Source organism: Pseudomaricurvus alkylphenolicus, from assembly GCF_011683955.1.
GTDB lineage: Bacteria > Pseudomonadota > Gammaproteobacteria > Pseudomonadales > Cellvibrionaceae > Pseudomaricurvus > Pseudomaricurvus alkylphenolicus.
This window is the reverse complement of record NZ_JAAQPI010000028.1, coordinates 21,543-47,612: the sequence shown is the minus strand read 5'-3', so window position 1 is coordinate 47,612 and position 26,070 is coordinate 21,543. Positions and strand designations below refer to the sequence as shown.

Genomic DNA, 26,070 nt, shown 5'->3' with positions numbered 1-26,070 from the left:
CATTATTTAGTTTCAGCTTCGGGGCGAAACTCTAAACCCTTGCACCAGCAGTCGTGATCGTAGACTTCCCAAAGCTCATTATTCTGTTTTTTCAGGTGGCTAATTTCTAGGTTTGCATCCTCCAGCCTCCCGCCCAAAATGATTGACCAAATCCACAAGGCGACAGCAACAAACGCCATGAAACCGACCATCAGAAATACCGCAACAGGGTCCATCTATAATTCACTCCCGGTACAGGATTACGCCATAGCCAGTTTTTTACGCTGCCGAGCGGGAATGTGGTCGGGCTTGGCTGATCCTTTATGGCGAGAATTGAACGCGCACACCTTCCCGTCAATCAGCCCGCATGTGTAAGCAGTTTCCGCCCACGAAGCCAAGCGGCGGGTGTCAATCTGAGGGCCAACCCTTGAGTGCAGGATTCCTAGCCAGTAAAAGAACTTCTTGCCTTTCATTTATGTTCTCCAGGTATATGATCGTTACTTACGCTTACGGGCGATATGCCCGGAAACCTCTCTGTTCCATTCTTTTTGCGCCGCCAACGCGTCAGCCCAAGAGCGGAATTTCGGTGGCGGTCCACCACCTTCGGGGTGATAAACCTCGTAAGGAAATCTAGCCAGATCACGCCGCTCTATGTCTGCGTAAAGCTGGTCCAGTTCCTCTACTGTCTCCGGTATCTCCATAGCGTGAACCTCGTACATTTCGACTCAATAATTCGCGTAAGGGTCGTCATAGTTGCTGAGGCAATCCCGACACAAGGCGTGCTCATAGGTCGGGTGGCCCTTACGAACCCAAAGATCCTTGCTTACAAAATGCCCGCAGTCATGGCAGCGAGTGTGGTGCTCCGATGGCTTTTTGGGCGTCAAGCACTCAACGCAAAGATTGCTCCAGAGTGACCCGGTAGGACTAAATGGCCTTCTACAGTCATCGCAAATCTGTGTTTGTGTTGCCTGATCCATAAAGGAAACCTCGTACAATTCTTCCTCTTCGTGCTTTGGTTCAGATTGAACCTAGTTGAGTCATCGCCTCGATGAATGGGAAATCATCTTTCCGGAATTTAACAAGTTTCCAGTGGTAGTGTTGGGCGGCGTACTGCATGTCTGTGCCCATAAAGGCGCAATCGATCTGGACCTTGCATCCCTTATATCTCTCCTGCATTGCTCTCAGCTCTTCCGGATTGCTAATTTTCCCGGCTTCCAGTATCGAGTGGGCACCTTTGTTTGATCTGTGGCAGACAACAAACGGTGAGGAGTCTTCCAGTTCGTCGACTAAAATGGTGATCTGTCCTGCAAGCCAGCGGTGCGCATCCTTTGCTTCGGAAAACACGGTGCGAAGAGTGTTGGCCGTCTCCTCAGAAATGATCCCAAAATTAAGTAAGTGCATGATGCCTGTATGCGGTTGAGTATTTTCCTCTAGGCAGGTGGCAAGCAAGGCATCATAGAGATCTTTGATTTTTTGCTTCTCCAGGTTTTCCAATAACGACTTCTTCAAGTTGAGTGCTCCCGTTGGGTGATGCGATTGGATTTTAGTCAAACCATTTATCGCGTATACGACGCTGGTGCTCTTCCACCTGGTGGCGTTTCTTGGGGTCAATGCCCTTGGTAACGGCAGACTTTTTATTGCTGTCGTGCTGGCCGTAAGGGCGATTGATGACGAAGGGTGCTCCTCTTTTTGCACTCATGTTGTAGCTCCTGCTGTTGGGTGTTCTGGTTGACTGGTGGGCATTGAGGGATGATGCTCAATGCCCGTGGTGCGCTCTAAAATCCTGGCGGCATCCACTGCGCAGCGGCTTGGGCCTGTTCCTCGCTCAGGCGATCATCGTTGCCGTTGAATACGTTCTCTAGCTCCTCAGCCAGGTCGCCCTTCTTACGTTTTTCGGCCTCCGCTTCCCATTCGGCGGGCAGGAACTGTTTGCCCAAATCGATCAGGATGGGTTTGCCAACGCGCTCGAGGAAATTCTTCTTGGTTGGGCTCCAGGTTTGGTGCCAGTCGATTTCCATTTGACTGATCACCTCTTCGGTGATGTCGCTGCCGCTTTTGTTAACCAGGGAGACGTTGAGCAGGGTGGCGGTGCAGTAGGCGACCATATCGGCTTTGACATCCGCGTCCATGGCTTGAAAGGCGCGAAATCGCTCTGCGTCGCCATCGATGTGGATCCACTCCATCATGGTGCCGGCAACGTTCTGTAGGTGCTCCACGGCGTCACTCTCCGCAACGGTGGGGTGCTGGTCAGCATTAAAGGTTTGTGTGGTCGACAGGCTGATGGGTTGGCTCCACCACTGCGGGCCTAGTACGTTGTAGCAGAGGGTGTAGTGCAGTAGGTCGGCGGCCAGTACCGGGTGGCGAGCTAGGTGCGCCTGTGCGATCGTGCGGCGTGTTTCTCCGAGATCGCTAACCAGGGCCTTGGAATACTCGTTGAGCTCTTCGGTCGCGGTCTCGGTAGGGGGGCTGAATTCGGTGTTGTCGGTGCTCTCTTCGCCGTTGTCGGTACCGGTCTGGAGTGCTTTCAGTGCTTGACGCTCTGGGGTGCGAACGCGGCCCATGTGGAATTCAGGTTCGCCATTCCGGCTCAGCGTAACGATAAAGCCAGCCAGTGCCATCTCTTCGGGTTTGAACATAAGCTCTCGTTCGATTTGCTCATCCAGCTGGTATACCTTGGCTTCGAGCTCCTCCATGTGCTGCTGTTCTTGGTCGCTGAGATCTTCCCAGCGCTCCTCAAGTTCCAGGAATTCTTCGTCCAGCTTTTGGCGCTCGGCAGTCAGTTCGGGTTTTGGCGTGCCGGTGATCGGGGCCATGTTGGCTACGTAGTTGTGCTCCGGAAGCTTGATGTGCGTTTCGTGCCAGAGCCAGCCGTCGGCGATCTCCTCAGCCAGTTGCTCAAGCTTTTCGATCGCCAGTTGGTGCACAAGCTCGGGTTGATTTAAATAGCTGACGTCGCCAAACAGGTCGGAGCTGACGGTGCCGCCAAGTTTTTTGTACCGGCGCATATCGATAAATCTAGCAATGCCGTCATTGCTTCGGATGCTCTCCAGTGTTAGGCGTTGGCGGATGTGGTGGGCGTCGGGGGCAAAGTTGTCATTGGTAAAGTACTCCAGGACTTCGACCTGCTTCTCGTGACTTTCTTCTACGGTGAACGCTTTCACGGCGTCCAGGTCTAGTTTTTTATCCCGATAAGCTTGGATGATCTCGGGTGCAGCTCCGGCCAATTTCAGGCGCTGGCGTACGTGCTTTTGAGTGACGCCAAATCGTTCGGCGATTGCCTTGATGGTGGCGCCAGTGCGTTGCAGTGCCTGGTAGGCTTCGAATTCGTCGGCCGGGTGCATGGCTGCCCGGTGGGTGTTTTCAACAATCGACAGCTCGATGGCCTCAGATTCGGAGGCGGCGACCTGGCAGGGTACTGTGTCGGTGCTTTTGAAGTGCTTCTCTTTCACCAGTTTGGCGAGGGTGTCGTAGCGACGGCCGCCGGCGACAACCTCAAAGGTGCCCTTTTTCTTGCCAGGGAAAACGATCAGATTCTGCTTGATGCCGTGTGCCTTAATGGAGGCTTTCAGCTGATCGTCTTCGGCTTTGGTGGCCTGGCTCTTGCGCTGGTTAAGTTGCGAAGGGCAAAGCTGTTTGATCGCAATTTGTTGAGTGGTTTCGCTGGTCATGGTGGTTTCTCAGTGTGCGGGTTGATCGGTGCTCAGTCCCCAGTCGGCCATTTGGTCCAGTAGGGCTTTGCGTGAGGCTGAGTCGAGTTTTGCACGGGCCATCCTGCGTGATTGTCCGGTGCAGTCGCTGGGAGGTGGTGTCAGTTTGGGCTTGGCAAAGTTTGGCATTTCGTAGCCTTCGGGATCGGCGATGATCTTCTTGACCTCTTTGAAGCCCTTCTCGGTGAATATTGCGATGCGGTATTCCCGGTTGATCTGTTTGTTGGCTCCGGAGCCGTAGGTGAGCGTTTTGACGTATGCCCACTGCATGTCCTTGATCTGCTGGCGTGGCAGATTGTGGTTGCCGTGCAGGCCGTTTTTTTTGTCGGTGTCCAGGAAGCCGGCTTCGCGTAGGTGTTGCAGGAGTTTCACCTTTGAAATGCCCAGTAGTTCACTGGCGCTGTCTGCGTCGTGGTGTCCTGCGGGTAAGTTCAGTTGTCTCTTTTTCATGGTGATCCTCCTGGTGCCATTTACGCGGCAGGTCGGTGGCGAAGCTCCAGCCCCATGTCTCTGAGCTTGGACAGGAGCTCGTCTTGCGTGCTGTTGTTGGTGATGACGAAGTCAACATCTTCCTTTGGTTTGAGTGCGGTTTCGCAGCTCAGGGGGTGTCGATCTTCTGTGGACTCTTGGTGCAGGTGAATGATGGTGCCACCCTGTTGGCGTATCCACTCAGCTTCCGATTCGGTGGTGATCTCCATAAAAATTTCACCGCTGAACAGGTGCTTGTGCATAGAGTTCGGGTTTCGGAACTCTCGGAAAATCATGTTGAGCGCGTGGTTGGGATTGAGTGAGTTCAACATTTTTTTCATGAAGCACATAAACTCACACTTGGTCATGGCGATTTCCGGGAATCGGTGGTCGGGTGAGTGTGCCTCGAAATCGTAGAAATTCATGTTGAGCGCGCCCGCGCAGGCCATCTGTACAACCTTGGAAATGCGTACCGCGGCCAAATCAAGCGACTTTGCCAGTGTTTCGGCGGTGGCCCGAGTAGGGGTGTGCGATAGGCCGTGCAAGCCAATCAAGATCCTTTGCTTTTTCATGCTGAGTGCTCCGTGGCGGTGTGAAGCGGTTGCCCTTCTAACAGCAGGGTCCCTGTGGTGTTCTCCCAGGCAAGCTCTGGGGGGTGGATTCGAAAAATGGTGAAGCTCTGCCGGGTGCGAGCTCGCGCGCGGTTGTTAAGGCGTCGGCCTGTGTTCGGGTTGCGGCGCGATCGGTTCCGGAATCGCATCTTGTCGTCTTCCTCTTCTTGCTGTTCGGTGTTACTGGCGGTTGCCGGCATTGAGTGGGTGGTGATAGCGCCAAGGCCGATTAGCCAGGCCAGTGTGATGCAGGCCAGTCGAAGGAATCCGTTTTCAAAGCATTTAACGATTAGGCTGGGGCCAGTGTGGGACCCACATTTGAAGTGGACCTCTTTGCGCAAGTGCTTAACGGTGGCTGGCGCGCAGTTCATGAGCTCCGAAGCTTGCTGGTCCGTGAACCCGTTGCCGGTGTAGAGCAGGGCTTCGGCCTGGCGTTTCGGTAGGCCGTCGGCGATGAGGCTGCCAAGTTGGTAGCCTGTGTCGCCGGCACGGGTCATTCTGAGCTGAGTGGCCACAATTCAAACCTCAGGGGTAGAAGGGTTTGATTAGCCAGTCGATAACGATCTTGCGGCTGTGGGGGTTCAGCGTGCTTACTGCGTCAACGACGTCAAAGCCATAGCGTGTGTTGTCGTTGAACCATACCGCAGCAAAGAACTTGGCCAGCTGTACCTCGCCGCTACTCATGACCCCCAGCTGGCGCTCAAAGTCCTCAAGTTTCAGGTCGTTGGTGTCCTGATCCCATAGCCTGGCAATCCGAGGGACTTTATTGATCATGGCGTAGAAGAGTTGGTGGTTGTCCATCGGTGTCTGGTCCTATCTACAAGTTTATTTGTAGATAAATATATACAAGAATATTTGTAGGTGTCAACAAATAGTTTTGCTTCTGTTGAATATGCTGGGTAAGGGGGTATCTTTAGTGGGGGTCTGACTAAGGGAGTGGTTGCTATGTTCGCCGTTGCGTACGCCTATTTACGGAAATTCGTCTGTATTTCTCTTTCGCTTTTGTTTGGTATTGCCGCGATATCTTCAGTGGGTGATGGGGATTATGCATTCGTGGCTTTCTCTGGTTTTTTATCAATGTTGCTTTTCCTTGTCCGTGAGGGGGAATTCTGGTGGATTGGAGATCAAGAGCTACGCCAGGCCGCAATTAAGGTGGGATTGAAGGGGCATTGGAAGAAGTTGGAAAAGTGGAGGAAGGCTGGATATGAGGCTGTAGATGATTGGTATTTTGATGAGCCTTCTGAATCTCAGTTGTCTCGGCTGTCAGATATGTCAATTCGGCTTCGTAAGGGTATGACGAAAGGCCAGGCTTCAGATCTGATAGGTCTCGGTGAAGTGCCAGGTCATGAGTCTTTGGAGGTTCTTAGGTTTTTTGACTGGCCAAATGATGTTCATAGTGAGACCGAGCGAAGGATGGCTATGCGCCTGCTGTTCAAGGAGCCTGAGAATTTGTCGAAATGGGAGGGGGAGTGTGAGTCTAGAGAGCGAAAGCGGTTAGATGCTCCAGCCACTCAGATGCAAAAGGAATTCTATCGGTTTGTGGGGAAGGGGGTTCCAAAGGGATTGAGGTTTGGTCAGGCTGAGGAGTTTGCTGCAGTGGAGGCTAGGCGACTGAGTGAGTCCAAGTTGGAGGAGTGGGATGCTTTTGTCGATATCTGGGATAGTCTGTCTGATCGTGATGAAGCTCAAGACTGCTACGGTGTTAAAAAGGTGTCTCTCCCAGTATTCAAAGCAGCATTGAAGGCATTAGACGAAGAGTCCGTCGCTCATGATGTCGATGAGATGGACGGCTGGCGATCTGGAGATCCACAGATTGTTGCGGACAAGGTCATCGAAATGAACCCTCAGATGATCTACATTGAGGAGAATTAAGCGACGCCAGACACAATCTGGTTCTATTTGATGTTGCGACTGATCGTTGAAAGCACGGCAATGGTGACAACACCCAAAATTCGGTGCTTTTGCGGATCGAATGTGATGCTATCGTAGGTTTGCTTGCGTGGGGTTAGGTAGAGTTTTCCTGCCTCCCGCTTTATGGTTCGGCATACTACGTCTTCCCCTAATTTAACTACTACTCTTGTGCCTTCATCTGCGTCAGGTGAGGTGACTGCATTCTCGATTGCTGATTCTCTAGGGTCAACAACAATAATTGCTCCATTTGGGATTGTAAGGAGGGTGCTGTCGGCCATGCTGTCGCCGCGCATCTTCAGTCCAAATGATTCATATGTTGCGTATTCCGGGTCTACCCAGGTTTCAGCGGAGGGTTTGGATTCGTTAACTTTGTCGGCCTGATCCCAGCTGAAGACTGGTACGGGGATGATCGCAGGTCTTGATGGAGAATCTGGGGCGTCTGGGTTCGAGTTGTCAGAAAAGTGCATACTTCCCTCGCCGGTCTCAAGCCACTGCGGGTTTATTTGCAAGACGTTAGAGATGCGAGCGTTGTGGCTTGAGCCTTGGGCCTTAGGGGAGCACAGATACTGAATGGCTTGGGGTTTGACGTCGATCCTTCTTGCAAGCTCTGACTGTGCCAAGCCTCTCTCCTGTAGGGCTCTTCTTAGGCGGTCGCTGTAAGTTTCTTTTGCCATTTCTCAATATTTCACTGAATTTACCTAATTCTACAAAAAACTTTGTTATTTTGTTGCCAAGAATTTTTGTTGACTGCCCTGCAAAATATTTTGTAGCCTAGTGTTCCTAGCGGAGGCAAGTATGTCGAAAGATGCGTTACTCACGGCCATTGATAGGGCTGGCGGACAAACGGCGTTGACCAAAAAGATCAATCAATCGATTTGTGAGCTTGAGGCTCAAGGCTTCTATTTTTCCGAATCGGCTCCTCGTCCTATTAAGCAGGCAAATATTTGGGCTTGGCTGCAGGTAGTGAAGGGGCCCGTTCCTCCTGCTGAGTATGTGATTCCAATCGAGCTTGCAGTAGGGGTGTCTCGTCATAGTCTGAGGTCGGACGTATATGGTTCTTCTCAGACGGCTGCATGATTGAATAAATTAGCTCAAGCTTTTGCAGGTCTTCGAATGGTGTGCTTTTTCCGATCTTCATATGTGGAGTTATCTGTTTCGTTAGAAGTGTCCATAGTATGACCAAGGTTGTGAGGGGTTGCCTCTGCTCAAAGGGGCTGGGAATTCATACAGGAGTCTGTTGGTGAGTATCGATAAAGAGATGGTTCGCCTGAGGTGTGTAGAGGCTGCGGCTCAATGTGCCGAGCGGGGGGTTGAAATCGAGGTGGTGTTAGAGGGGGCTGCTGCCATTGAAGCGTATGTTAATGGCAGCTCAGTTGCCGATATTACAGAAGCGCTCGATGAGGTTTCGGTAAAGCGGGATCTTGCCGCTATTGGGTTAGTTTCAGGAGGGCCTGGTTAACTTGTTTTAGGAGTTTGAGTGCCGCGTAACTTGATTGGTGGGTGTTTTTAACAGGCGAAAGAGCAAATTTCAATGGGGGAAATTATGGGTGTCTTGGGCGGTCAGGTAGAGGAGAAGCCGAAGCAAGGTGGTGGGTCTGATAGCTTTCGAGAGGGGGAGGCTTTTGTCAGTGCCTCGTTGGAGGGAGAGGAGGTGGTACTCCGTCTCCCAATATCCAGTCTTCGGCATGGCAATACCTACCTAATCAATGATAAGAGGTATTGCACCCCTACTGCTGTGCAGATTGATGCTACGGGAAGGCTAAGAGTGGTGGGGCTTAATCGCTATCCTGCGCCGATTTTCCCGTAATCATGATGTGCATCATTGGTGTGCCTGGCTCAAAGGGGTCTGTCCCGACGCTAAAGCAGCGATCGGTAACGGTGCAGGCGATCATATGCCCGTTGTGTCTCATGATTATGCTATCGCCCGGTACGGGGACTGGCTTTTCGGCTGGCCAAGGGGCGTCAACAATGGTGTCAGTGTTAATCGTTACTTTCAATTTCATATGGATTGAATCCTTTCTTGTTGGTTCGTTGGTGTGGGAGCTGATGAGCTTACAACAGGAAGGCGTCACCTGCCCAGTGGTGAGGGTGCTGGGCTGCCAGCTAACCTAAACAGGAGGTAACAAATTTGAATTCCTGGAAGTGGAATGAGCTGGAAGAGCAGGCGTTAGATGAGTTGAACAACGCTCACGCGGAAAAGCTCTATTTACGTGGTTTGAGAAAGCGAATGGACTATTCCACGGGCTTGGTGGGGGCGACTCGGGAGAGTCGGGTAAAAATGGACTGGCTTGTCTGGTTAATGCATGAGGAGGTCTCTGCAGGGAGCCAAAGAGTACCCTATGTGGCAAGTCCTGATAGCGTGCGGTGGTTGTTGACTTTGTTGGAGCGGGCGGGTCTCGTAGAGCGGTTGCGCAAGAAGCGGCGCAATGACTCCATGATTTTTCGACTGCCTTTGGCGTCAACGGGATTGGTCCGTCCTCAGGAGGAGCACCGAAGGAGCCCCGAACAGGAGCCCCGAACGAATAACCATAGATTCCGGGGGCTGCCGGGTGAGGAGCGCCGAACGGTTTTCACCGAGGAGCGCAGTAATACCGGTATATCCGGTATTACTACTACAGGTGATAATAAAATATATCTAGATGGGGCTGTGGATAAGTTTTTCAGCGGCCCAGAATATTCTCCGATGAGTCGCGAGTGGAAGGTTGATCAGGGTGCTCTGGATTATCTGTGCATGGAGTACGGTTTCGACGAAAGCTTTCTGCGTCAGCGATCAGAAGATTTCAGAATTTACTGGTTGGAGCGAGGTGGTGGCTGCAGTAGCTGGAGTGTGCGCTTTGTCGAGCATGTGCGATATCAATTGCTGAATCGGCGTGATCCGGAATTTCGAATGGCAGCCCGGCTGCGAGTGTGACGGAAAACAAAACCTTGGGGGAACTATGCTGCGATTATCGAGGCGGGACCTGTACGGCTCGTTGGAGCGTTGTTATCAATTGATGGCGGGTGTTGTCAGGGAAAAATCTGGTGATGACTTTGGTGGCGGCTGGAAGCCCAGCGGCCAACTGTCTTGCCAGTTGAACATGGCGCTTGCTTCGAAGGTGATCGGCTATATCGATAACCGTTTGCCAGAAGGGGCGGCGGAATATTATCGGTGGGTGTTTGGCGGGGATATCAACGGTGGCGATGTGCTCTGTTTTCGATTGGCCAATTACAGCTGGGCAGAGACTGAGGAGCTGCTGAAGGGTAGAAGGCTCTCGGTGCGTGATGGGCTTTCGGCGCTCAGGGTCTGTGTACCCTATGAGGTGAGGTATCGGGTCCACAATCGCGGCCGAAGCAATTACTCGGTGTCGACGTTGTCACAGGTGCTGGGCGTTGCTGAAAGCTCCTTTAAGCGCAGCTATCAAGAAACCTGGGAGAGTATGGTTCGAGCAGTGCTCTTGCTGGGGGAGGCTCACGACCGGCCATTGGAAGAGTTTCTGGAATTGCTGCTCAACGAAGAACTCGTTGAAGATTCCGATGAAGATCGATCAAAGAAGATTGCCAGCGCTAAGGGGTTTGCCAAGCGTCGACGTGAGGATTTCAAAAGCGCTGATCAGTCAGCGCCTCGAGTGAATCACGTTGGCGGGAATGTTACGATCGATGAGGAGGTGACGGCTGAGGATGTTAATGCTTACCTGGCGCGTGGTGGGGTTATCCAGGTGGTTGATGAAAAAAATCAAAAAAAGGGGTTGACCAAACTGCCCCGGCAAAAGTAGGCTATTCGGCAAGCTAGAGATAAGTGACTCCGCAGCCCGCACAGCAATGTAGCGGGCTGTTTTGTTTCTGGCTGGTTGTGTTTTCTCTCTTGTGATTCTTTGGTCATCCTGTACCTGGGCCGCTGCTGGGCAACTTGCAGCGGTTTTTTTATGCGTCTAGATCTTTGCGTTCAGCGTTTTCTGCATGGCTCCGATTCAACGTTGGGGGAGCTCTTCATCGCGTCGACGTTTTTTTGCTTTACCTGCGAGGACGAATTCAGATCTGAAAAGGTGCCAGGTGAAACGCGTATTCCTGAGGGAGAATACGAAGTCAAATTGCGGACGGTTGATTCCCCGATGAATCAACGTTATGCCAAGCGATTCGATTTTCATGCCGGCATGATGTGGCTACAGGACGTCCCAAATTTTTCAAACGTTTATATCCATGTGGGCAATACCGATGATGACACAAGCGGTTGTTTGCTTGTCGGCTTGGGTGCTGAAACGTGCCTGGGTGGTGGTGCTGTTCTACAGTCTGTTGCTGCGTACAAACGGCTTTATCCGATCGTTGTTGAGGCGATAAGGGCTGGTCAGAAAGTCTTCTTAACCATTCGTGATAAGGCATAGGGATTGGTATGAGCGGTGCTGAGGCTGAGATTAAAAGGCTTGATGATCGACTCGAGCGCATTGAGGGAAAGCTGGATCAGGTGATTCGACTGGAGGAGCGTCAAAACAATCTACAGGACGAAGTAACCAGGGCGTTCGGGCGAATCGAAAGGGTAGAGGATCGGGTCCGTGCGGTCGAAATTGAAAACTCGTCGGAGCGGGTGAAAACCGGTACCAACGAATATGGGTTTCGAGTGATTATCGGCATTGGCTGTACCGTTGCCAGCGGGCTTCTGGTATGGCATTTCAAGGGGGTGTGATATGAAAATCGTGTTCATGTTGTTTTTCTTGTCGTTAACCGCGTGTGCGGTGACGTCCAATTTGCTGAGTGCCTGCGTGGGCTCTCCTGTGGAGTGTGCTCGAGTTACCACGGGTGCAATCGAAACGGCCAAGACCGTGGCGGATGCAGCCAAGGGGTCTGAGGATCAGCCTGCTGACGCTGGAGGCGAGCACAATGAACCAGAAGCCGACGCACCTTGATCTCGCGCTCAGTAGCGAGCTGAGCTACAAGCGGGCCACGTTTATGGTCCATGAGGTTGAGGTGCTGATACAAAAGTTTGAGCGCTACCAGGTGGTGGCGTTTCGCGGTACCGAGTTTTCCGGATTGTGGTCGCGTGGTGGCTTCTGGGACGTTCTTCGCGATCTGCGGGTGTGGCCGGTGGGTTACCATGGTCTTCGTGGGCATGCCGGTTTCTTGCGGGGCGTTCGTCTGATCGAAAAGCCATTGCTAGAGGGGCTTGATCGAAAACTGCCGGTTTATGTAACGGGTCATTCATTGGGCGGCGGTCTGGCGATTCCGGCGGCTCGATTGCTCGACCGCAGTGGCTTTGTTGTGGCTGAGCTCGTGACGTTCGGTACGCCGCGGTGCATCAGTAAGGGCTTTGAGTATTTTGGTCATATATCGGTGACTGAGTACGAGTTCGGTAATGACATAGTCCCGACGCTGCAGTTTTGGACGAATCGCCGGCATTTGGATCGGACGCCGATTGGTAGGCGTCGTAGTTTGAATTGGCTCTGGGGGCGGACCTGGAGTGACCATGATTTGTCGTTGTACATTGGTTCGCTCTCGGGTCTAGGGTAGGTGTATATGCAAGTTGAAGAGTTAGAGCGCAGATTGCAGAGGACAGGACAGGTGAGGACCCGCCAGCGCTTTACCCTGGATGACGGCCGCGTATTTGATAGAAACGTTAACGCAGCGACCGAATCAGAATTGGCTGATCATGTGTCAGCCGCTGGCGCGAGGCTAGAAGCTCGGGTGGCGGAACAGGATGCGAGCGAGGCGGTGGCGCAGGGGGTGTCGACTGCCTACCAGACCGCAACTCTGTTCCAGGTTCAATACGCCTGGTTGCAAAAAGGCTTCAATGAAACCGATCCGGTAACGGCGTACGACATTCTCAAAGAGGTGGCGCCCGCGGTTCTTAGTCTTGGCTACACCGCCGCGCAATACGCCGTTGCCTTTGGCTCCACCGAAGAGGAAGCGCAACGGCTACTCGATCGCTGGGCATACCTCGATAGCAGATCTGATACTGAAATCGAAGCCGCCAGGGCTCTCAAGCAAGGTGATCTCTGATGGGGTATTTTTACGTCAGCAGTGTCATCGGCGGGCGCACTACCGGCGGTGCGCTTACCAAACAGACCGGCAGCTTCGCCTCACTTGGCGCGGCCAACGTCTATGCCTCTTACGCCGATGCTCAAGCGGATGGCTATGGTTCTGGGGATATTATGTGCGTTTCCGAGGATCATGATGAATCCGCGTCCGGTCTGACGTTGACCGGTCCTCAATCCGGGGACGGGGGACAGCTGATTTGTGTGGATGACGCAAACTGCGACACTCCAGTTAAGGCGAGCTCTAAAAATTTCCAACATACCGGCGGCGGAAGTTTCTTGACCTACGACGGCATTTTTTACATGTGCGGCCTGTGGTCGAAGGCCGCCAACGATATTGTAATAGCTTCCACGAATACGTTTAGCATGAGCGAAGATTGCACCTTCGAAGCTGATGGAAGTTTTGACCGATGCCTGAATATTTCCGCTGACGGCGGGTACCATTTGGCCATTAACCCAACGTTTAAGGTCAACAATACGGCTGCTCATTTGATCGGAATTGGCGGCGGAAGTGTCATTGATGTCGTAGGCGGTAGTGTAGATGCTGCCGTTAAGCCTGCTGCAGTATTTGGTGATATGGGCACAAGGGGCTTCACGTCAAGATTGGATGGCGTTGATTTTACGAACGTTACAAATTACATCCTTGAGGATATTGGCGGTACGATCGGATCTGATGACAATATCAGTGTCAGGATGCGGGGCTGTAAGGTCGCATCAGGTTTAACGGCCTTCGTTGAAGAAGAATTCACCAACTACACTCACCGCTTTGAAGCTTATAACTGCTCGTCCGACAGTGCGGCCGCCGAGTATCAGTTTCATGTTCAAGGTTATGGCGGATACGTTGACGATCAAGACGATGCGGGCATTCATCGCGATGAATCGATGGCTTTCCCTGGTGGAGAAAAGGTCTCGCTTCACTGTGTAACGAATGGAATGGCTAGCTTAGCGACGCCTTTCTTTTTCGATTTGCCTGACTGGGCCGTTGATCTCAGCAACGCATCAAGTAACAAGTTGCGAGTTTATCTGGTGAGTACGGACTCTCTAACGGATTTGGATTTTTGGTTGCGAGTAATGTTCCCTGACGGTACCAACAAGAATTTATGGAATCACGCGGATACTCGCAATCCAGATAGACTTGCCACAGTTGGTGTGACGTTAAGTTCGGACACGGGATCGACCTGGAAAGATGGCGCAAGCCCATTGACGGGCTACAACCTGTATTACATTGATATTGATACTAGCGTCATCGGGAACGGTGGTGCTAACAGTGTGCCCAAGCTTCGTGCGTTCGCAGCTAAGCCGAATGCAGTGATTTACCTTTGTACTGACATTGGGGCTTTGGCAGCCTGATGGCAAAGCGCATTGTCAATGGCGGGATCGTTGGTGTCCCCGATGGTCAAAAGCGTATTGCCGGTGGGGCAATTTTTGCGTCCCCATCTGCAGGGGGTGAGGAAATAGCACTGGAGTCGACAGTGTTGGGTGAATCGCTAGTCTCTGCGGATTTGTCAGTGGCTATTCAACTGGCGGCTGATGTTGCTGGTGGGGCCGATGTAAGCGCAGCCCTCACCTCGGTAGACATTCTGCTCAGCGCGATTGTGGTCGGTGAGGCATCGGCCAGTGCCGACCTAGCGACGGGTATCAATCTGAATGCGTCCTCTACGGGGCAGTCGACGACTCAGGCAAGCTTACAAGCGTTGATTCAACTAGCGGCTGCCATGGTGGGCGATTCATCGGCGACGGGCAGCTTAACCACAGGAGTCAAGCTGGGGGCCTCTGTAGCGGGGTCCAGTGAGGTTCAAGCAGATCTGCAAGCGTTGATACAGCTGGCTGCCTCTTTGTCTGGTAGCTCTACCGCCAATGGTGAGCTCTCGTCAGCGGGCCTGTTTGCAGCGGCTATTAGTGGGTCGTCGGCGGTAACCGCAGACCTAATGACGTCCATTGAGATGGCGGCCACAGTAGCTGGGCAGGCATCCGCTGGTGGTGATCTGACGGCCAGTATTCTGCTGGCGGCTAATGTTGAAGGGGTCTCTACCGTTGTTGGTGATCTGCAGGTGGATGCCAACCTACTGGCTGCCGTGGTTCGTGGCGAGTCGTCGGCCATTGCTGAATTGACGACGCAGATCAACCTGGTGGCGAGTGTTGATGGTGAGGCGCAGGTGTCCGGGGTATTGATCTTGGGTGAAGCGTTCCCGGATCTGGACGGCATTATCACGATTGAGTCTACAACGCCCAAGTATGAGCTGACTTCGAAGACTCCCACATTTACCATTCATTGAGGAATAGGGCATGAAATCTAATTGGTTGGAAGATGAGATTGTTAAGCATATCTACCGAACCGGTACGTTTGCCAAGCCGACCGCGATCCACGTGGGTCTGATCGTCGCGAACAAGGGGCGCTGGCAGGCCAATACTGCGTATGCCCTAAATGACGTCATTGTCCCTTCGGTGGACAATGGCCACATCTACATCTGTACTACGGCTGGAACCTCAGATGCCAGTGAGCCGACCTGGGGTACGACCAAAGGTGGGACGACCAGCGACAATGCTGCGGTCTGGACTGAAATGTCCCTGCTCCTGAAGGCTGATACCGGATCGACCATACCGGAGGTTTCGGGCGGTTCCTACGCGCGGGTGCAGCGTGATCCTCTGGACGCTAATTGGGATAACCCGACGCCGGGTGATATCGACAACGCGGCCAGCATTGATTTCGCCGCTCCGACGGGCGACTGGGGTCTTGTGGTTGGGTTGTTTACGGTTTCAGCGGCGGCGGCCGGTAATATCTATCATATCGGTGTATTGACGAACGCCAAGAACGTTAACAATGGCGATGCGGCCCCGTCCTTTGGGGCTGGTGCGTTGACCTTTGGTGAGAGTTAATTGTGATCGAGACCGTCTACAAGGGGACCAATGACCCCAACTCGATCAGAGTGTTCAAAGCTGACGGCAGCCCGTTTGACTTCTCGCTTGTCGATCGCATGACGCTCTCGATCTCGGGCATGGGCGTCGTTGCCGATGCTGATAGTGAATCCAGCCTAATTAAATGGCAGGGCGGGGAGGAAGGCGAGATTATCTTCAATCTCAACGAGCTCAACATCGCTCACGGCCAGAAACTCTACGCAACCCTGCGTGTATTTGATCCTGGCCATCCCAAGGGGCAGGTGTTGATCAATGGTGCCGGCGTCGAGACCATCGTGCCCCGCGATCCCGAGAGGGTGCTTGAGCTCTGGTTCATAGACCCCGACGCCTAAGGGGGGTGGGTCTGGGTCCTCCCTGGCGATCCGTGACATACGGGTGGCAGGCTCGCAAATTTCCATCAAAAGTTTATTCCTATGGGGGGTTGTCATGGCTTCGGTTGTCTCGCTTGACGATGAGGCTACTCAGGCCGGATTGGCTGAGCTCGTTGGTGTTAGCCGTCAGGCTATCCAGAAAAACGCCTCCAAGGTTGGGCTCCAGATGGGAGGCACCTACCGTGAGTGGTTGCTGATTTACTGTGAGCACATGCGAACCGAGGCCGCCGGTCGCGCCAACGACAATGACAAATCTCTTGCTGAGCAGCGGCTGAGAGAGTCCGAACAAAAAACGCTTCAACTGGCGATCGCCAACAACAAAGAGCTCGACAATCTTGTGTTGTCGATCGACGTGGGTGGTGCGATCAATCGAGTCTTTTCAGATGTTTCAACGGAGTTGACGAACGCGGGTATCAAGATCCAGGAGCGCCTGGAGTCTGAGCTTTCGATCAAGATTGATGATGAACTTATCTTTGGCCCTATCGGCGATTCCGCAAAGAGCATTGCTGAAGCTGCGCGCCAATTTGGGGAGGATTTTAGTTCAGGCGTCGGAGACATTGGTGCCGAAATCGCCGGAGTCTACGGCTGATTGGTCACAAGAAAGTCTTCGTTTGCCCCGTGAGGTTGGGGCGTTTCAGACCAAGTTTGACCTGGACTACGGTCCGCATCTATACGGCATCTTTGCTGCGTTTGATGATCCGGAGATACCAGAAGTCTATTGCATGAAAGCGGCTCAGGTGCTGTGGACTACAGCGCTGATTGCCTACATTTTTAACCGCGTTTGTGGTCCTGGTTGTGTGATCCTGGGTATGTTCGCCAGCGACAGCCAGGCGCGAAAGTTCAGTCAAAAAAAACTGGAGCCGATGGGGAAGGCCACCCCTGAGGTTCAAAAGCTGGTTGACTTCACGACCAGTCGCCGGTCGGGTAATTCCATTCTTTCCAAACAGTGGGAAGGTGGATGGATGGAATTCTTTGGCTCGAATGCCGCCGGTAACATGAAGTCCACTACGGCGGATTTCGTATTTGTGGAAGAGCCGGACGATGCCAATGAAAACGTCGGCAACCAGGGTGATTCGATCAAGCTGCTGTTCGAACGGACGAAACGAGCGCGCCGACCAAAGAAAATCCTGGGAGGCACGCCGTCGGTTAAGGGTTTTAGCCGGGTTGCTGAACACATAGAGCGCTCTGACAAAAGGGTGCTGCCGGTCAAATGCCACGAGTGCGGTGAAGCCCATCCGCTCATGTTTGAGCAGCTATGGGGCTGGCAAGCGCCAGACAATCCGGAAAGTGAAAAGCATCCGATCTACGGGTTCCATCGACCAGAGCTCACAGTCTACGCGTGTCCTGGTTGTGGTACTGAATGGGACGATTTTCAACGTAAGGAAAACATCCGCAATACGGTCTATGACGCGATGGAAGCGGGGGACCCTTTATGTGGCTGGGTGCCTACTTCCAACTCACCTGGTGTGGCCGGTTTCACGGGTCTGAATGAGCTGTATAGTTGTTTGCCTGGTGTAGGCATGGCAGACATGGTTAGGGATTACCTGGAGGCGGAGCATTACGCCGACCTGGGTGATAACACCAAGAAAATTGTATTCATTAACTCAAAGCTCGGAAGGGCCTACGAGTACGAAGACACGCGTTCTGATGCCGATACTCTGCGCAAAGAAGCGAAGGCGGATCCAGAATCTCAACACGACGAGCTCATGTGTCCGGATCAGGGGCTCATCATCACCATTGGTATCGATGTTCAAGACGATCGTTTGGCGGTGGTTATCCGTGCGCACGGTCGCAAACGTCGAAGCTGGTTAATGTATGCTGACGAACTCTATGCCGAGAAGACCACGATTAATGACCAAGATGCTGTTTGGACTGCTCTGGATAAGTTGGTGTTCTCTCCTTTTGAGCATGAAAGCGGAGGAAGTATTTTTGCCTCTGCCATTACCATCGACTCCGGCGGTCATGCAACCGATGCCGTGTATGAGTGGGTGTCCACTCGAGAAAAGAAGTATCCGACGGTTGAGATCATGGCGGGTAAGGGATCGAGTTCAAAAACCGATCCGCCAGTTTTTGTAACGCCGTCAAAGACCCTCACACATAAAGATCCCAAGAAGCGGACCAAGGCTGACAAAAAGGGCCTCAAACTCTACATCATTGGGACTAACAAGGCTAAGGACTACGTCTCTGATCAGATGGCGCTGAACGCGAAAGGCGTCGGGCGTTTTCACTATTTCAACAGTGATCAGATGCGTGACGACTACTTTGATCAGTTGTTGGCCGAATCCAAAATCCCTGACAAAAGTGGTCGAAAAACATGGAAGCAGAAACCGGGATGTCCTTGCGAATTCTGGGACTGCGAGGTCTACGCCGAGCACGCCGCTCGTGCAGTCAATGTCCATACGAAGTCCGATAAGCAGTGGGATGAGATTGAGTTGAACATCAAGCAATCCGATCTATTCAGCGAGGCGCGTCCTCTGGAAGTGGTCGAATCTGAGCTGGAAGAGGCGCCGCGGCGCGAATCCAATTACCGAATCTAAGGCACGGGTTATATGTCGTATACACAACAAGACCTCAGGGACATCAGTGCGGCGATCGCCACGGGCGTTCTGCAGGTCACCATCAATGGGCGCTCCACTACATTTCGTTCCCTAGCTGAAATGATGCAAGTCCGGTCGATGATTGAGGACGCCGTGAACGGAGCCGGTTCAACCGGTGAAGACAGGGTTCTGAAAACCAGCTACAAGCGAGACTACCAGTGAAGCTTAATATTCTCGATCGCATTGTGATGGGGCTATCGCCGGAGCGCGGGCTGGCTCGGGTTCGTGCGAAGGCGTTGACGGATGTGTTGACGACCGAGGCAGGCTACGACGGTGCCGGCAAGGGGCGTGGCAATGAATGGATCCGCGGCAGTGACACCTCTCAGAATGCCGAGAATCGCGTTGCGCTCACGGCGCTTCGTTACCGACATCGTGAGTTGGCCAGGAACAATCCTTATGTTGCTTCTGTGATTGACAGTGCGGTTTCTCTGGTGGTTGCCGAGGGTATTACGCCATCGGCCAAAAACAAGAGTAAGGCCAAAGAGAAGTTGGCCAATGAGTTGATGCTTGAATGGTCGCAAAGCGTTCTGGCGGACGCTGACGGTCGATTGGACCTGTTTGGTTTGCAGGCGCTGACGATGCGGAGTGAAGTCGAGAGCGGCGAAGTGCTCGCGATGAAAAAGATCAAACGAATACCGGGCGTTCGGGTGCCTCTACAGGTTCGGTTGTTGGAGGGCGATTATCTTGACCACTTGAGAGACGGGGTGATCGAAGGTCGACGTGTGGTGCAAGGGGTTGTCTTCAATGCTGACGACTCCCGCTATGGCTACTACATCCATCGGTCTCATCCAGGTGATCGTGGGGTTTCTCCCGGTCAGTCGGCGTTGGTACGTGCAGAAGATCTAGCGCATGTCTATGAAGTGCGTCGACCGGGCCAGGTGAGGGGAATTCCGCGGGGCACTTCCGCCATGACGCGGGTGGCCAACCTGGATGACTTTCAGGATGCGCGCCTGAGGCAGCAGAAGATTGCGGCGTGTCTGGCGGCGTTTATCACGCAGGGCGAAAGTGGGAAGCTCAAAGGGGATCCGCTGCCTACCACCATTGAGCCGGCGATGATCGCACGGCTGGCGCAGGATGAGACAGTCTCCTATGCCAACCCGCCCTCTGTCAGTGGGCAGGGTGAGTTTATTGAGGGTGAAGAGCACATGGTTGCTCGGGGCTACGGTCTGAATCATCAGATTGTCACCGGCAATATTAAGGGAGCCAACTTTGCCAGTACAAAGATTGGTCGCTTGGAAGTGTACGGCAATGCTCGGCGCTGGCGAAAAACCATGCTCGTGCCTCAATTCTGTCGGAATGTGGAGCGTTGGTTTATCGAGGCTGCCGATATGGCTGGATTCGATATCAGCGGCACGACCTTTGATTGGGTGCCACCGCGTACCGAAATTCTAAATCTGCGTGACGATATCCCGGCTTTGATCAAGCAGTGTCGCGGTGGGTTCGGGAGTATTACCGGAATATTGCGTTCGCTGGGTTATTCGGACCCTGAGGCTGTACTTCGAGAGTGCGCGGAAGACTTTAAGCTCCTGGAGGATCTTGGTCTGGTGCTGGACTCCAATCCAGCTCAAACCAACCAAAGTGGCCAGCGACAAAGTGACGGTTCTACTCCGGCGGAGACGGAAGAGCCGGAAATAACAGAAAAACCAGAGGATGAACCTGATGAAGCTGAATAACTTATCTCGGGTGGTCGCGATGGCCTCCGGAGTGGTCACTGGTACACGTTGCGCCATAAACGGCAAAGGCGAGCTCCTTATCTATGGCGTTATTGGGGATTGGTGGGATGACCTTGATGCCGAAACTGTCGTTCGCCAGGCAGAGGTCGCGGTCACCGACGGGGATCTGGTGGTCCGGATCCACTCACCAGGTGGCAACCTGATGGAAGGTTTGGCCATCTACAACGCATTGAAGCGTTCTGAAAAGCGAGTCGTGGTTTATATCGATGGTATCGCGGCCAGTATGGGGTCGGCCGTTGCCTGTGCCGGCGACGTTGTTCGTATGCCGTCGAATGCCCTCTGGATGATGCACAAGCCGAGCCTGGCAGCGAGTGGCAATGCCGATGAGCTCCGAGAGATGGCCGATCAGATCGACATTCTTGAGGGCAGTTATGTTGATTGCTACGCGCAGAAAGGTAACCAGACGGCCGAGCAAATCACCGCGTTGATCAGTGATGGGAAGGATCACTGGCTAACGCCTCAGCAGTGCCTGGAAATGGGCCTGTGTGACGAAATTGTCGAGGACGTGGCGATCGCGGCGTCCTATCAACCAGCAAGTTTTCATAATCCGCCATCCGACCTTTGGAATGGATTGGCATCAACTGCAGCAGCCGCTGCGAAACCTACGAGGAAAACATCCATGAAATTTAAAGTGGTCGCAAAGAGTGGCGGCAATACTGCTATGGCTGCCAGCATCCTACAGCTTCTTGCCGCTGCGTTTTCGAGTGTCGATGACGCTTTGGCCAAGCTGAAAGGTATCGATAATGCCAAAGCGCTGATTACTGGTGAGGTCGAGGCCAGTGATGAGCAGCTGGGTGAGCTGGAGGCTGCTCTGAAGCCAAGTGAGCCTGCTTCCCAGCCGGTTCCCGCTGTAACTACCACCACTACGGCTGTTGCTGATTCAGTGGCCGCTGCGTCACAAGCTGTAGCGCAAGAGCGCAAGCGTATCGCTGATATTACTGAGATGGGGGCTAAATACGGACTCGAAACCGCTGTTGTGACGGCCTACATCAATGATGGCATTTCCCTGTCAACAGCTCGCGATCGTGCCCTGGATGTGGTGGCGCAGCGCAGTCAGTCGCAAATGCCGGCGCCGGGTGTGCGGGTGACTTCGATCGGTACCGAGGCGGCCAATGTCGCTATGGCGCAGGCGCTGCTGCACCGCTTTGATCCGGTGGCCTACAAGATCGATGACAACAGCAAGATGTTTGCGCATATGACGCTCATTGAGCTCGCTACCGCGCATTTGAATCTCAATGGTATCGATACTGCGGGCATGAGTAAGAGTGCTATTGCTGCTAAGGCGATGCACAGCTCCAGCGACTTTGCCGCCATTCTGGCGGATGTGGCTAACAAGACGCTGCGAGCGGGTTATGAGGCAGCGCCTCGAACGTTCACTCGTTTCTGTCGCCGTGTGACGGCGTCGGACTTCAAGGCCATCAATCGAGCGCAGTTGGATTCGGCGGGCGCTTCGCTCAACAAGGTCAATGAAAAAGGCGAATTCCGCCGCGGTAAGTTGACCGATGGGAAGGAGAGCTACGGGCTTGCAACCTACGGTGAGATTCTGGCGATCACTCGCCAGACTTTGATTAACGACGACCTTGATGCTCTGTCTCGCATCCCTATGATGCAAGGGGCGCAGGTGGCTGAAACCGAGAGCGAAGTAGTCTGGGATCTGATTCTCAGTGACGTCACCATGGGCGATGGCAAGGCGCTGTTCCACAATGACCACAAGAACACCGGTACCGGGGTGATCGCTGAGGCGGGTCTGAACACCATGCGCAAGAAAATGCGTACTCAGAAGAAGCTGGATGATAAAACGCCAATCAATCTCGCGCCTGCCTTCCTGATGGTGCCCGCGGCTCTGGAAACCACGGCTCAGAAGTTCCTGGCCTCGATCACGCCTGATCAGCCGTCCAGCGTAAACCCCTTCGCTGGCACCATGGAGCTGCTGGTTGAGGCGCGTTTGGATGGTGACAGTGAGGTGAAGTGGTACGGTGCGGCCAGTTCTAATCGCATCGACACCATTGAATACGCCTATCTCGAGGGTCAGGAAGGTGCCTACCTGGAGACTCGTCAAGGGTTCGATGTGGATGGGGTAGAAATGAAGGTCCGCCTGGACTTTGGTGCGGGCGTCATCGACTACCGTGGTCTGTATCGTAGCACCGGCGCCTAAGGGTTGCTCAATCGATAAATCGTGATTTCGCAGGGTCTGCTTAAGCGGGCCCGTTGATAACTGATAGAGGTGATCTATGAAAAATTACATTCAGCCGGGAAAGGTTGTGACGTTCACCGCGGCTGCGACCGTTGCTTCTGGTGCAGGTGTTTTGGTGGGCAGTCTGTTTGGTGTTTCTGTGGGCGCTGTTGCTAACGGCGCCGAAGGCGAAATGGAGACTGAGGGCGTTTATGAGTTGCCAAAAAATCAGGCCGATACGCCGGCTCAGTTTGCCGATGCCTATTGGGATGATACGAATAAGCGGGTAACTACTACTGATACAGGTAACACAAAAATCGGTGTATTCATGAAGGCCGATGCTACGGGCCTGGCCACTGCTGAGGTGCGCCTCAATGGGGTAAGCATCTAATGAACTTTGACCGACTAGTCGGGATAGCAGATAAGTGTGGATTCAAGGTTTTGGCGGGTCCCGTCTATGTCGGTCTGGAAGAGTTCCAGGCGGTGGTGGAGCACGGTGTGGAGTATCAGGAGTCGGAGACTGGGTTGCCGGTGTATATCTCCACCATCCAGGTCCAATCGGCGGACAAGAAAATGATTGCCCGCGGTACCGAGATTCGATTGGAGTCCGGAAAGCGCTACACCACTGCTGAGGTCGTTGCGTCGGATCAGTATACGGTGACTCGGAGAATGGTGTGATCAAGTACCAGGTAGCGGATCTGCCGCGGTTGCGACAGGCGTTCGGCGAGGAGACGGTCCGAAGGTCGATGAACACCGCCTTAACGCGTACTCGTAATAAGGTCAAAACCTCCATCAGTAGGTCAGTCCGGGATTGGTACAGCATCAAGACTGCAGACGTGAAAGCTGCGGTTAAAGTCTCGGTTCATGTTTCCAGTGATGGCATCATGAGGCACGTTCTGAGTTACAGCGGCTTTCGTCGGTCCTTGCGACACTATGCGACGAAGCCGGGCGTGGGAAAGGTCTGGCGTACGTCTAGAGGTCGTCGCGTGCAGGCTAGAGTCAAGCTCTATAAAAAGCAGCACCTGGTTGAGGATGGTTTCTGGGGGGCTGCGAAGTTTCAGCAAGATGGTGAGCAAAAAAGCGAGCTGCAGATCTTCAAGCGCAATCCGCAAAAGCGGATGAAGAGTAATCGAAAAAAGCAACAAATTGTTAAGCAATCCGCGCCCTCAATTTCTCAGATGGTCCGTAACGTGGATGTGCTGGATCGGTTCAACAAATTGGTTGAGGAGGAGCTCCCTGTGCAGTTTGATAAAGCGCTGCGAGCCAGGCTTGGAGAATTCGATAAATGATTGAGGTGGTGATTGCTCGCTTAAAGGCGCAGGCGTCGGCGTTTAAGTCGGTGGAGTTCGCTCTGGATATGGATCCCATTGAGGATCTTAAGGAAGAGACGCCGGCGATTCTGGTGTGGCCGGGTGAAGAGTCAGCCGCGGCAAGCGTCCACGACAGTGCGGTACGTCAACAGCTCCAGCAGCAAATAGAGCTGTTCATTGTCTGTGATATTTCCGATATAGAAGTGCGGAAGTCTGAGGTGCGTCAACTGTTACTGGGGTGGCAGCCAACGACGTATCACAATCCCATTGAGCTTGTTAAGGGTAAGCCTCAAGAGCTGAAAGCGTCCTACGTTTGGTGGCGTGAAACCTATCTGACGGCCACACACATTTAATTCAAGATTTCAAAAAACACGCTACCAGGTTCCCTGGTTGGCGGGTTTCCTTGTGCGTATCGCCCATGTGCGCATAGGGTTTTTATTCAATGGCATGGGCGAACGACATGGGCATGACAATGTTTGTATTTACTGAAGTTGATCAAATCAAGAAAAAGGTCTCGTTTAAGGTGCCAGGGGATCTCGATAAAGAGACCAAGGCAGACTTGTTGGTGACTTATCGGGTTTTGGAGCTCGAAGACGCCGAGGAAGTACTTAAAGATTTTCGAGAGGGAAATCGTACAGAGGAGCAAATCCTGTCCGAGAATATCCTTGATATCGAGGGCATGATGGACAAAGACAAGAATAAAATTCCATTCAGTGACGATATGTTTCAAAAGCTTATGGCGCGTTACTACGTCCGAAAGGCTCTGGTAGACAAAATGCTGGAAGTATTCTTTGGCAAAGAGGTGCTGAAGGCAAAAAACTAGAGGAAGCCGGAGAGTTTTGGGCGTGTTATAGCCGCTCTCACGGCGCAGACAGTTATGAAGAGGATTTTGAGCACCTAAGTATCGAGATGCCAGAGTTTGAAAAAGAGCCGGATGTATTCGAGGTGTGGAAGTGCAGCGAGCAGGCTTTGCGGGTGTTTCTCCAGTGCGCGACTCAGTGGAATGTCGTGACCACCATGAATGGGGTGTTTCGGACCGGTCTTGACTACACAGCGGTCAGGGCGGTGATGGAGCTCATGGTGGAGGATCGCTCCCAATGGCTCGATATCCTTCGTGACATTCGTTCCATTGAGTCTGGCGCTCTGACCGGATTCAGCAAAGTTAATCACTAGCCGCGATCGCGGCAACTAATCCAGGAGAATCGCTATGGCCAATCGCGGCGGCCGCTACGTTGTTCGTGACGGTGAAAAGATACCGGTGAACGACGGTGACTCAATCGAGTTGCCGTCTGACTCCGAGTCAGTGGGTTTCGATGAAGAGCCCGAAATTGAGACAGAGGCAATAGAGGATATTAGTGATGCTGTTTCGTAAAAAAGTGGTGCTAGCCAAAATCGAGTCGACCTACGGGACAGATCCGACCCCTGATGGTTCGAATGCGATATTAACCAAAAATCTAGAGATCCAGCCGCTTCAGGGTAATCGTGTGACGCGTGGTTTGGATCGTGCCACCCTTGGTAACGACCAAGAAATTCCTACCAGTTTTTACACAGGTGTGACGTTCGAGGTGGAATTGGCAGGCGCGGGTACCGCTGGCGATGTGCCAGGTTATGGCGTCTTGCTTCGTGGCTGTGGCTTCAACGAGGTCATCAGTGTGGGTGTGGATGTTCAATACAATCTGATCAGCGATGCCTTCGAATCCATTGCGATGTACTACTACCACGATGGTCAGTATTTTAAAGTCCTGGGTTCTCGGGGCTCTGTGTCCTTTGCGCTCAATAAGGATCAGTTGCCGGTAATGCGTTACAGCTTTATGGGGCTGCATACGCCTGTGGCTGCGTTGGCAATGGTGACTCCGGATCACAGCGAATTCATTCAGCCGATTGCTGTTACAGCGGACAATACGCCCACTTACACGGTCGACAGCTACGCTGCCAGTGCTGAGGCTTTCTCTGCCGACATTGCCAATAATGTGGTTTACCGCAATGTGGTGAACAGTGAGGCGGTCAAGATCACCGATCGTGCGCCGGCTGGAACGCTGAATTTTGAGGAGCCGGCGATTGGCACCAAGGACTTCTATGCGATCTGTGAGGCGGCCACGTTGGTGCCTATCCAGATTGTTCATGGGGTTACCGCGGGCAATATCGTTCAGATTGATGCGCCTAAAGTTCAGCTCTCTCAGCCGTCCAAGGCTGATAGTGATGGCATTTCGGTGCTGCAAACCAATACGCTGTTTGTGCCCAATGCGGGTGATGACGAGTTTAAACTGACCGTCAAGTAACTCTGGGGCCGTC

Annotated in this window: 39 protein-coding genes; 27 read left to right on the top strand and 12 right to left on the bottom strand. The window is 53.1% G+C overall.

The features are described from left to right. Positions 1–2 precede the first annotated feature (2 nt). The 10 genes from HBA55_RS35035 to HBA55_RS34990 all read right to left on the bottom strand — a co-directional run bounded on the left by HBA55_RS35035 (position 3) and on the right by HBA55_RS34990 (position 5,566). Complete coding sequence (locus HBA55_RS35035; RefSeq protein WP_167000403.1) at positions 3–215, bottom strand: hypothetical protein; 213 nt, start codon at positions 213–215, stop codon at positions 3–5. A 24-nt stretch (positions 216–239) separates the two neighbouring features. Beyond that, positions 240–452, bottom strand: coding sequence for a hypothetical protein (locus tag HBA55_RS35030; RefSeq protein WP_167000402.1), 213 nt, complete (start codon positions 450–452; stop codon positions 240–242). A 24-nt stretch (positions 453–476) separates the two neighbouring features. Next, the gene (locus HBA55_RS35025) at positions 477–698 is read right to left on the bottom strand and encodes a hypothetical protein (RefSeq protein ID WP_167000401.1); all 222 of its coding nucleotides are present in this window, start codon (positions 696–698) and stop codon (positions 477–479) included. Between the two features lie 298 nt (positions 699–996). Further along, complete coding sequence (locus tag HBA55_RS35020) at positions 997–1,488, bottom strand: hypothetical protein (protein ID WP_167000400.1); 492 nt, start codon at positions 1,486–1,488, stop codon at positions 997–999. Positions 1,489–1,522: 34 nt separating this feature from the next. After that, complete coding sequence (locus tag HBA55_RS35015; protein WP_167000399.1) at positions 1,523–1,678, bottom strand: hypothetical protein; 156 nt, start codon at positions 1,676–1,678, stop codon at positions 1,523–1,525. A 76-nt stretch (positions 1,679–1,754) separates the two neighbouring features. Beyond that, a complete protein-coding gene (locus tag HBA55_RS35010) occupies positions 1,755–3,647 on the bottom strand; it encodes a ParB/RepB/Spo0J family partition protein (RefSeq protein WP_167000398.1) in 1,893 nt (630 codons plus the stop codon). A 9-nt stretch (positions 3,648–3,656) separates the two neighbouring features. Then, entirely contained in the window at positions 3,657–4,136 is a 480-nt protein-coding gene (locus HBA55_RS35005; RefSeq protein ID WP_167000397.1) for a hypothetical protein, read from the bottom strand. Positions 4,137–4,156: 20 nt separating this feature from the next. Then, positions 4,157–4,726 (bottom strand): nucleoside/nucleotide kinase family protein, encoded by a 570-nt coding sequence (locus HBA55_RS35000; protein WP_167000396.1) that lies wholly within the window; start codon positions 4,724–4,726, stop codon positions 4,157–4,159. After that, a complete protein-coding gene (locus tag HBA55_RS34995; RefSeq protein ID WP_167000395.1) occupies positions 4,723–5,280 on the bottom strand; it encodes a helix-turn-helix transcriptional regulator in 558 nt (185 codons plus the stop codon). The genes HBA55_RS35000 and HBA55_RS34995 overlap by 4 nt, the downstream gene beginning before the upstream one ends. Positions 5,281–5,290: 10 nt before the next feature. Continuing rightward, entirely contained in the window at positions 5,291–5,566 is a 276-nt protein-coding gene (locus HBA55_RS34990) for a hypothetical protein (protein ID WP_167000394.1), read from the bottom strand. A gap of 144 nt (positions 5,567–5,710) precedes the next feature. Between HBA55_RS34990 and HBA55_RS34985 the strand changes: the two genes are divergently transcribed. Further along, positions 5,711–6,637 carry a hypothetical protein gene (locus HBA55_RS34985; RefSeq protein ID WP_167000393.1) on the top strand — a complete coding sequence of 309 codons (927 nt, stop codon included), beginning with the start codon at positions 5,711–5,713 and terminating at the stop codon, positions 6,635–6,637. Positions 6,638–6,660: 23 nt separating this feature from the next. On the opposite strand, the gene HBA55_RS34980 is transcribed toward HBA55_RS34985, so the two are convergent. Next, positions 6,661–7,296 carry a LexA family protein gene (locus HBA55_RS34980; RefSeq protein WP_167000392.1) on the bottom strand — a complete coding sequence of 212 codons (636 nt, stop codon included), beginning with the start codon at positions 7,294–7,296 and terminating at the stop codon, positions 6,661–6,663. Between the two features lie 175 nt (positions 7,297–7,471). Here HBA55_RS34980 and HBA55_RS34975 point away from each other — a divergent pair, with 175 nt between their 5' ends. Both HBA55_RS34975 and HBA55_RS34970 read left to right on the top strand, forming a co-directional pair. Then, the gene (locus HBA55_RS34975; protein ID WP_167000391.1) at positions 7,472–7,753 is read left to right on the top strand and encodes a YdaS family helix-turn-helix protein; all 282 of its coding nucleotides are present in this window, start codon (positions 7,472–7,474) and stop codon (positions 7,751–7,753) included. Between the two features lie 163 nt (positions 7,754–7,916). Continuing rightward, on the top strand, positions 7,917–8,135 hold the full coding sequence (locus tag HBA55_RS34970) for a hypothetical protein (protein ID WP_167000390.1): 219 nt from the start codon (positions 7,917–7,919) through the stop codon (positions 8,133–8,135). A 316-nt stretch (positions 8,136–8,451) separates the two neighbouring features. Here HBA55_RS34970 and HBA55_RS34965 read toward each other — a convergent pair whose 3' ends face one another. Next, entirely contained in the window at positions 8,452–8,679 is a 228-nt protein-coding gene (locus tag HBA55_RS34965) for a hypothetical protein (RefSeq protein WP_167000389.1), read from the bottom strand. Between the two features lie 125 nt (positions 8,680–8,804). Between HBA55_RS34965 and HBA55_RS34960 the strand changes: the two genes are divergently transcribed. From HBA55_RS34960 to HBA55_RS34845, 24 genes are all read left to right on the top strand, one after another. Continuing rightward, a complete protein-coding gene (locus tag HBA55_RS34960) occupies positions 8,805–9,587 on the top strand; it encodes a DnaT-like ssDNA-binding domain-containing protein (protein ID WP_167000388.1) in 783 nt (260 codons plus the stop codon). Between the two features lie 25 nt (positions 9,588–9,612). After that, on the top strand, positions 9,613–10,428 hold the full coding sequence (locus tag HBA55_RS34955; RefSeq protein ID WP_167000387.1) for a hypothetical protein: 816 nt from the start codon (positions 9,613–9,615) through the stop codon (positions 10,426–10,428). A gap of 150 nt (positions 10,429–10,578) precedes the next feature. Then, entirely contained in the window at positions 10,579–11,034 is a 456-nt protein-coding gene (locus HBA55_RS34950; RefSeq protein ID WP_167000386.1) for a DUF5675 family protein, read from the top strand. An 8-nt stretch (positions 11,035–11,042) separates the two neighbouring features. Next, positions 11,043–11,333: a hypothetical protein gene (locus HBA55_RS34945; protein ID WP_167000385.1), complete on the top strand. Its 291-nt coding sequence runs from the start codon at positions 11,043–11,045 to the stop codon at positions 11,331–11,333. A gap of 1 nt (position 11,334) precedes the next feature. Next, on the top strand, positions 11,335–11,553 hold the full coding sequence (locus tag HBA55_RS34940; RefSeq protein ID WP_167000384.1) for a hypothetical protein: 219 nt from the start codon (positions 11,335–11,337) through the stop codon (positions 11,551–11,553). After that, positions 11,528–12,154 carry a lipase family protein gene (locus tag HBA55_RS34935; RefSeq protein ID WP_167000383.1) on the top strand — a complete coding sequence of 209 codons (627 nt, stop codon included), beginning with the start codon at positions 11,528–11,530 and terminating at the stop codon, positions 12,152–12,154. The genes HBA55_RS34940 and HBA55_RS34935 overlap by 26 nt, the downstream gene beginning before the upstream one ends. A gap of 51 nt (positions 12,155–12,205) precedes the next feature. Next, positions 12,206–12,643, top strand: a complete 438-nt coding sequence (locus HBA55_RS34930) for a hypothetical protein (RefSeq protein WP_167000382.1) — start codon at positions 12,206–12,208, stop codon at positions 12,641–12,643. After that, positions 12,643–14,028 (top strand): hypothetical protein, encoded by a 1,386-nt coding sequence (locus HBA55_RS34925; RefSeq protein WP_167000381.1) that lies wholly within the window; start codon positions 12,643–12,645, stop codon positions 14,026–14,028. Before HBA55_RS34930 ends, HBA55_RS34925 begins: the two co-directional genes overlap by 1 nt. Then, positions 14,028–14,954, top strand: coding sequence for a hypothetical protein (locus tag HBA55_RS34920; RefSeq protein ID WP_167000380.1), 927 nt, complete (start codon positions 14,028–14,030; stop codon positions 14,952–14,954). The genes HBA55_RS34925 and HBA55_RS34920 overlap by 1 nt, the downstream gene beginning before the upstream one ends. A gap of 10 nt (positions 14,955–14,964) precedes the next feature. Continuing rightward, positions 14,965–15,555, top strand: coding sequence for a phage tail fiber protein (locus HBA55_RS34915; protein WP_167000379.1), 591 nt, complete (start codon positions 14,965–14,967; stop codon positions 15,553–15,555). Between the two features lie 2 nt (positions 15,556–15,557). Beyond that, the gene (locus HBA55_RS34910) at positions 15,558–15,926 is read left to right on the top strand and encodes a hypothetical protein (protein WP_167000378.1); all 369 of its coding nucleotides are present in this window, start codon (positions 15,558–15,560) and stop codon (positions 15,924–15,926) included. A gap of 94 nt (positions 15,927–16,020) precedes the next feature. Beyond that, positions 16,021–16,554 carry a hypothetical protein gene (locus tag HBA55_RS34905; protein ID WP_167000377.1) on the top strand — a complete coding sequence of 178 codons (534 nt, stop codon included), beginning with the start codon at positions 16,021–16,023 and terminating at the stop codon, positions 16,552–16,554. Further along, positions 16,469–18,502, top strand: coding sequence for a phage terminase large subunit family protein (locus HBA55_RS34900; RefSeq protein WP_167000376.1), 2,034 nt, complete (start codon positions 16,469–16,471; stop codon positions 18,500–18,502). The genes HBA55_RS34905 and HBA55_RS34900 overlap by 86 nt, the downstream gene beginning before the upstream one ends. A gap of 12 nt (positions 18,503–18,514) precedes the next feature. Then, positions 18,515–18,724, top strand: coding sequence for a phage head-tail joining protein (locus HBA55_RS34895; protein ID WP_167000375.1), 210 nt, complete (start codon positions 18,515–18,517; stop codon positions 18,722–18,724). Continuing rightward, positions 18,721–20,235 (top strand): phage portal protein, encoded by a 1,515-nt coding sequence (locus HBA55_RS34890; protein WP_167000374.1) that lies wholly within the window; start codon positions 18,721–18,723, stop codon positions 20,233–20,235. Before HBA55_RS34895 ends, HBA55_RS34890 begins: the two co-directional genes overlap by 4 nt. Then, positions 20,222–22,450 carry a ClpP-like prohead protease/major capsid protein fusion protein gene (locus tag HBA55_RS34885; RefSeq protein ID WP_167000373.1) on the top strand — a complete coding sequence of 743 codons (2,229 nt, stop codon included), beginning with the start codon at positions 20,222–20,224 and terminating at the stop codon, positions 22,448–22,450. The genes HBA55_RS34890 and HBA55_RS34885 overlap by 14 nt, the downstream gene beginning before the upstream one ends. 76 nt (positions 22,451–22,526) lie before the next feature. Next, positions 22,527–22,859, top strand: coding sequence for a DUF2190 family protein (locus tag HBA55_RS34880; protein ID WP_167000372.1), 333 nt, complete (start codon positions 22,527–22,529; stop codon positions 22,857–22,859). Continuing rightward, on the top strand, positions 22,859–23,146 hold the full coding sequence (locus tag HBA55_RS34875; RefSeq protein WP_167000371.1) for a hypothetical protein: 288 nt from the start codon (positions 22,859–22,861) through the stop codon (positions 23,144–23,146). Before HBA55_RS34880 ends, HBA55_RS34875 begins: the two co-directional genes overlap by 1 nt. After that, on the top strand, positions 23,143–23,757 hold the full coding sequence (locus HBA55_RS34870) for a hypothetical protein (protein WP_167000370.1): 615 nt from the start codon (positions 23,143–23,145) through the stop codon (positions 23,755–23,757). Before HBA55_RS34875 ends, HBA55_RS34870 begins: the two co-directional genes overlap by 4 nt. Continuing rightward, positions 23,754–24,131, top strand: a complete 378-nt coding sequence (locus HBA55_RS34865) for a phage tail terminator protein (protein WP_167000369.1) — start codon at positions 23,754–23,756, stop codon at positions 24,129–24,131. The genes HBA55_RS34870 and HBA55_RS34865 overlap by 4 nt, the downstream gene beginning before the upstream one ends. A gap of 89 nt (positions 24,132–24,220) precedes the next feature. After that, positions 24,221–24,601, top strand: coding sequence for a hypothetical protein (locus HBA55_RS34860; protein WP_167000368.1), 381 nt, complete (start codon positions 24,221–24,223; stop codon positions 24,599–24,601). Between the two features lie 86 nt (positions 24,602–24,687). Next, a complete protein-coding gene (locus HBA55_RS34855; protein ID WP_167000367.1) occupies positions 24,688–24,951 on the top strand; it encodes a DUF1799 domain-containing protein in 264 nt (87 codons plus the stop codon). 34 nt (positions 24,952–24,985) lie between these two features. Then, positions 24,986–25,150, top strand: coding sequence for a hypothetical protein (locus HBA55_RS34850; RefSeq protein WP_167000366.1), 165 nt, complete (start codon positions 24,986–24,988; stop codon positions 25,148–25,150). Then, entirely contained in the window at positions 25,137–26,057 is a 921-nt protein-coding gene (locus tag HBA55_RS34845; RefSeq protein ID WP_167000365.1) for a phage tail tube protein, read from the top strand. Before HBA55_RS34850 ends, HBA55_RS34845 begins: the two co-directional genes overlap by 14 nt. Positions 26,058–26,070: the final 13 nt, after the last annotated feature.

Bases quoted from the DNA above. Each gene is read 5' to 3' on its own strand.
- HBA55_RS34925 (WP_167000381.1), top strand. From the start codon at position 12,643: ATGGGGTATTTTTACGTCAGCAGTGTCATCGGCGGGCGCACTACCGGC.
- HBA55_RS34885 (WP_167000373.1), top strand. From the start codon at position 20,222: ATGAAGCTGAATAACTTATCTCGGGTGGTCGCGATGGCCTCCGGAGTG.
- HBA55_RS34920 (WP_167000380.1), top strand. From the start codon at position 14,028: ATGGCAAAGCGCATTGTCAATGGCGGGATCGTTGGTGTCCCCGATGGT.
- HBA55_RS34905 (WP_167000377.1), top strand. From the start codon at position 16,021: ATGGCTTCGGTTGTCTCGCTTGACGATGAGGCTACTCAGGCCGGATTG.
- HBA55_RS34860 (WP_167000368.1), top strand. From the start codon at position 24,221: ATGGCATGGGCGAACGACATGGGCATGACAATGTTTGTATTTACTGAA.
- HBA55_RS35010 (WP_167000398.1), bottom strand. From the start codon at position 3,647: ATGACCAGCGAAACCACTCAACAAATTGCGATCAAACAGCTTTGCCCT.
- HBA55_RS35015 (WP_167000399.1), bottom strand. From the start codon at position 1,678: ATGAGTGCAAAAAGAGGAGCACCCTTCGTCATCAATCGCCCTTACGGC.
- HBA55_RS34865 (WP_167000369.1), top strand. From the start codon at position 23,754: ATGATTGAGGTGGTGATTGCTCGCTTAAAGGCGCAGGCGTCGGCGTTT.
- HBA55_RS35035 (WP_167000403.1), bottom strand. From the start codon at position 215: ATGGACCCTGTTGCGGTATTTCTGATGGTCGGTTTCATGGCGTTTGTT.
- HBA55_RS35025 (WP_167000401.1), bottom strand. From the start codon at position 698: ATGTACGAGGTTCACGCTATGGAGATACCGGAGACAGTAGAGGAACTG.
- HBA55_RS34845 (WP_167000365.1), top strand. From the start codon at position 25,137: ATGCTGTTTCGTAAAAAAGTGGTGCTAGCCAAAATCGAGTCGACCTAC.
- HBA55_RS34985 (WP_167000393.1), top strand. From the start codon at position 5,711: ATGTTCGCCGTTGCGTACGCCTATTTACGGAAATTCGTCTGTATTTCT.
- HBA55_RS34895 (WP_167000375.1), top strand. From the start codon at position 18,515: ATGTCGTATACACAACAAGACCTCAGGGACATCAGTGCGGCGATCGCC.
- HBA55_RS35005 (WP_167000397.1), bottom strand. From the start codon at position 4,136: ATGAAAAAGAGACAACTGAACTTACCCGCAGGACACCACGACGCAGAC.
- HBA55_RS34990 (WP_167000394.1), bottom strand. From the start codon at position 5,566: ATGGACAACCACCAACTCTTCTACGCCATGATCAATAAAGTCCCTCGG.
- HBA55_RS34940 (WP_167000384.1), top strand. From the start codon at position 11,335: ATGAAAATCGTGTTCATGTTGTTTTTCTTGTCGTTAACCGCGTGTGCG.
- HBA55_RS34850 (WP_167000366.1), top strand. From the start codon at position 24,986: ATGGCCAATCGCGGCGGCCGCTACGTTGTTCGTGACGGTGAAAAGATA.
- HBA55_RS34935 (WP_167000383.1), top strand. From the start codon at position 11,528: ATGAACCAGAAGCCGACGCACCTTGATCTCGCGCTCAGTAGCGAGCTG.
- HBA55_RS34950 (WP_167000386.1), top strand. From the start codon at position 10,579: ATGCGTCTAGATCTTTGCGTTCAGCGTTTTCTGCATGGCTCCGATTCA.
- HBA55_RS34945 (WP_167000385.1), top strand. From the start codon at position 11,043: ATGAGCGGTGCTGAGGCTGAGATTAAAAGGCTTGATGATCGACTCGAG.
- HBA55_RS34915 (WP_167000379.1), top strand. From the start codon at position 14,965: ATGAAATCTAATTGGTTGGAAGATGAGATTGTTAAGCATATCTACCGA.
- HBA55_RS34955 (WP_167000387.1), top strand. From the start codon at position 9,613: ATGCTGCGATTATCGAGGCGGGACCTGTACGGCTCGTTGGAGCGTTGT.
- HBA55_RS34880 (WP_167000372.1), top strand. From the start codon at position 22,527: ATGAAAAATTACATTCAGCCGGGAAAGGTTGTGACGTTCACCGCGGCT.
- HBA55_RS34975 (WP_167000391.1), top strand. From the start codon at position 7,472: ATGTCGAAAGATGCGTTACTCACGGCCATTGATAGGGCTGGCGGACAA.
- HBA55_RS34965 (WP_167000389.1), bottom strand. From the start codon at position 8,679: ATGAAATTGAAAGTAACGATTAACACTGACACCATTGTTGACGCCCCT.
- HBA55_RS34855 (WP_167000367.1), top strand. From the start codon at position 24,688: ATGCCAGAGTTTGAAAAAGAGCCGGATGTATTCGAGGTGTGGAAGTGC.
- HBA55_RS35030 (WP_167000402.1), bottom strand. From the start codon at position 452: ATGAAAGGCAAGAAGTTCTTTTACTGGCTAGGAATCCTGCACTCAAGG.
- HBA55_RS34875 (WP_167000371.1), top strand. From the start codon at position 22,859: ATGAACTTTGACCGACTAGTCGGGATAGCAGATAAGTGTGGATTCAAG.
- HBA55_RS35000 (WP_167000396.1), bottom strand. From the start codon at position 4,726: ATGAAAAAGCAAAGGATCTTGATTGGCTTGCACGGCCTATCGCACACC.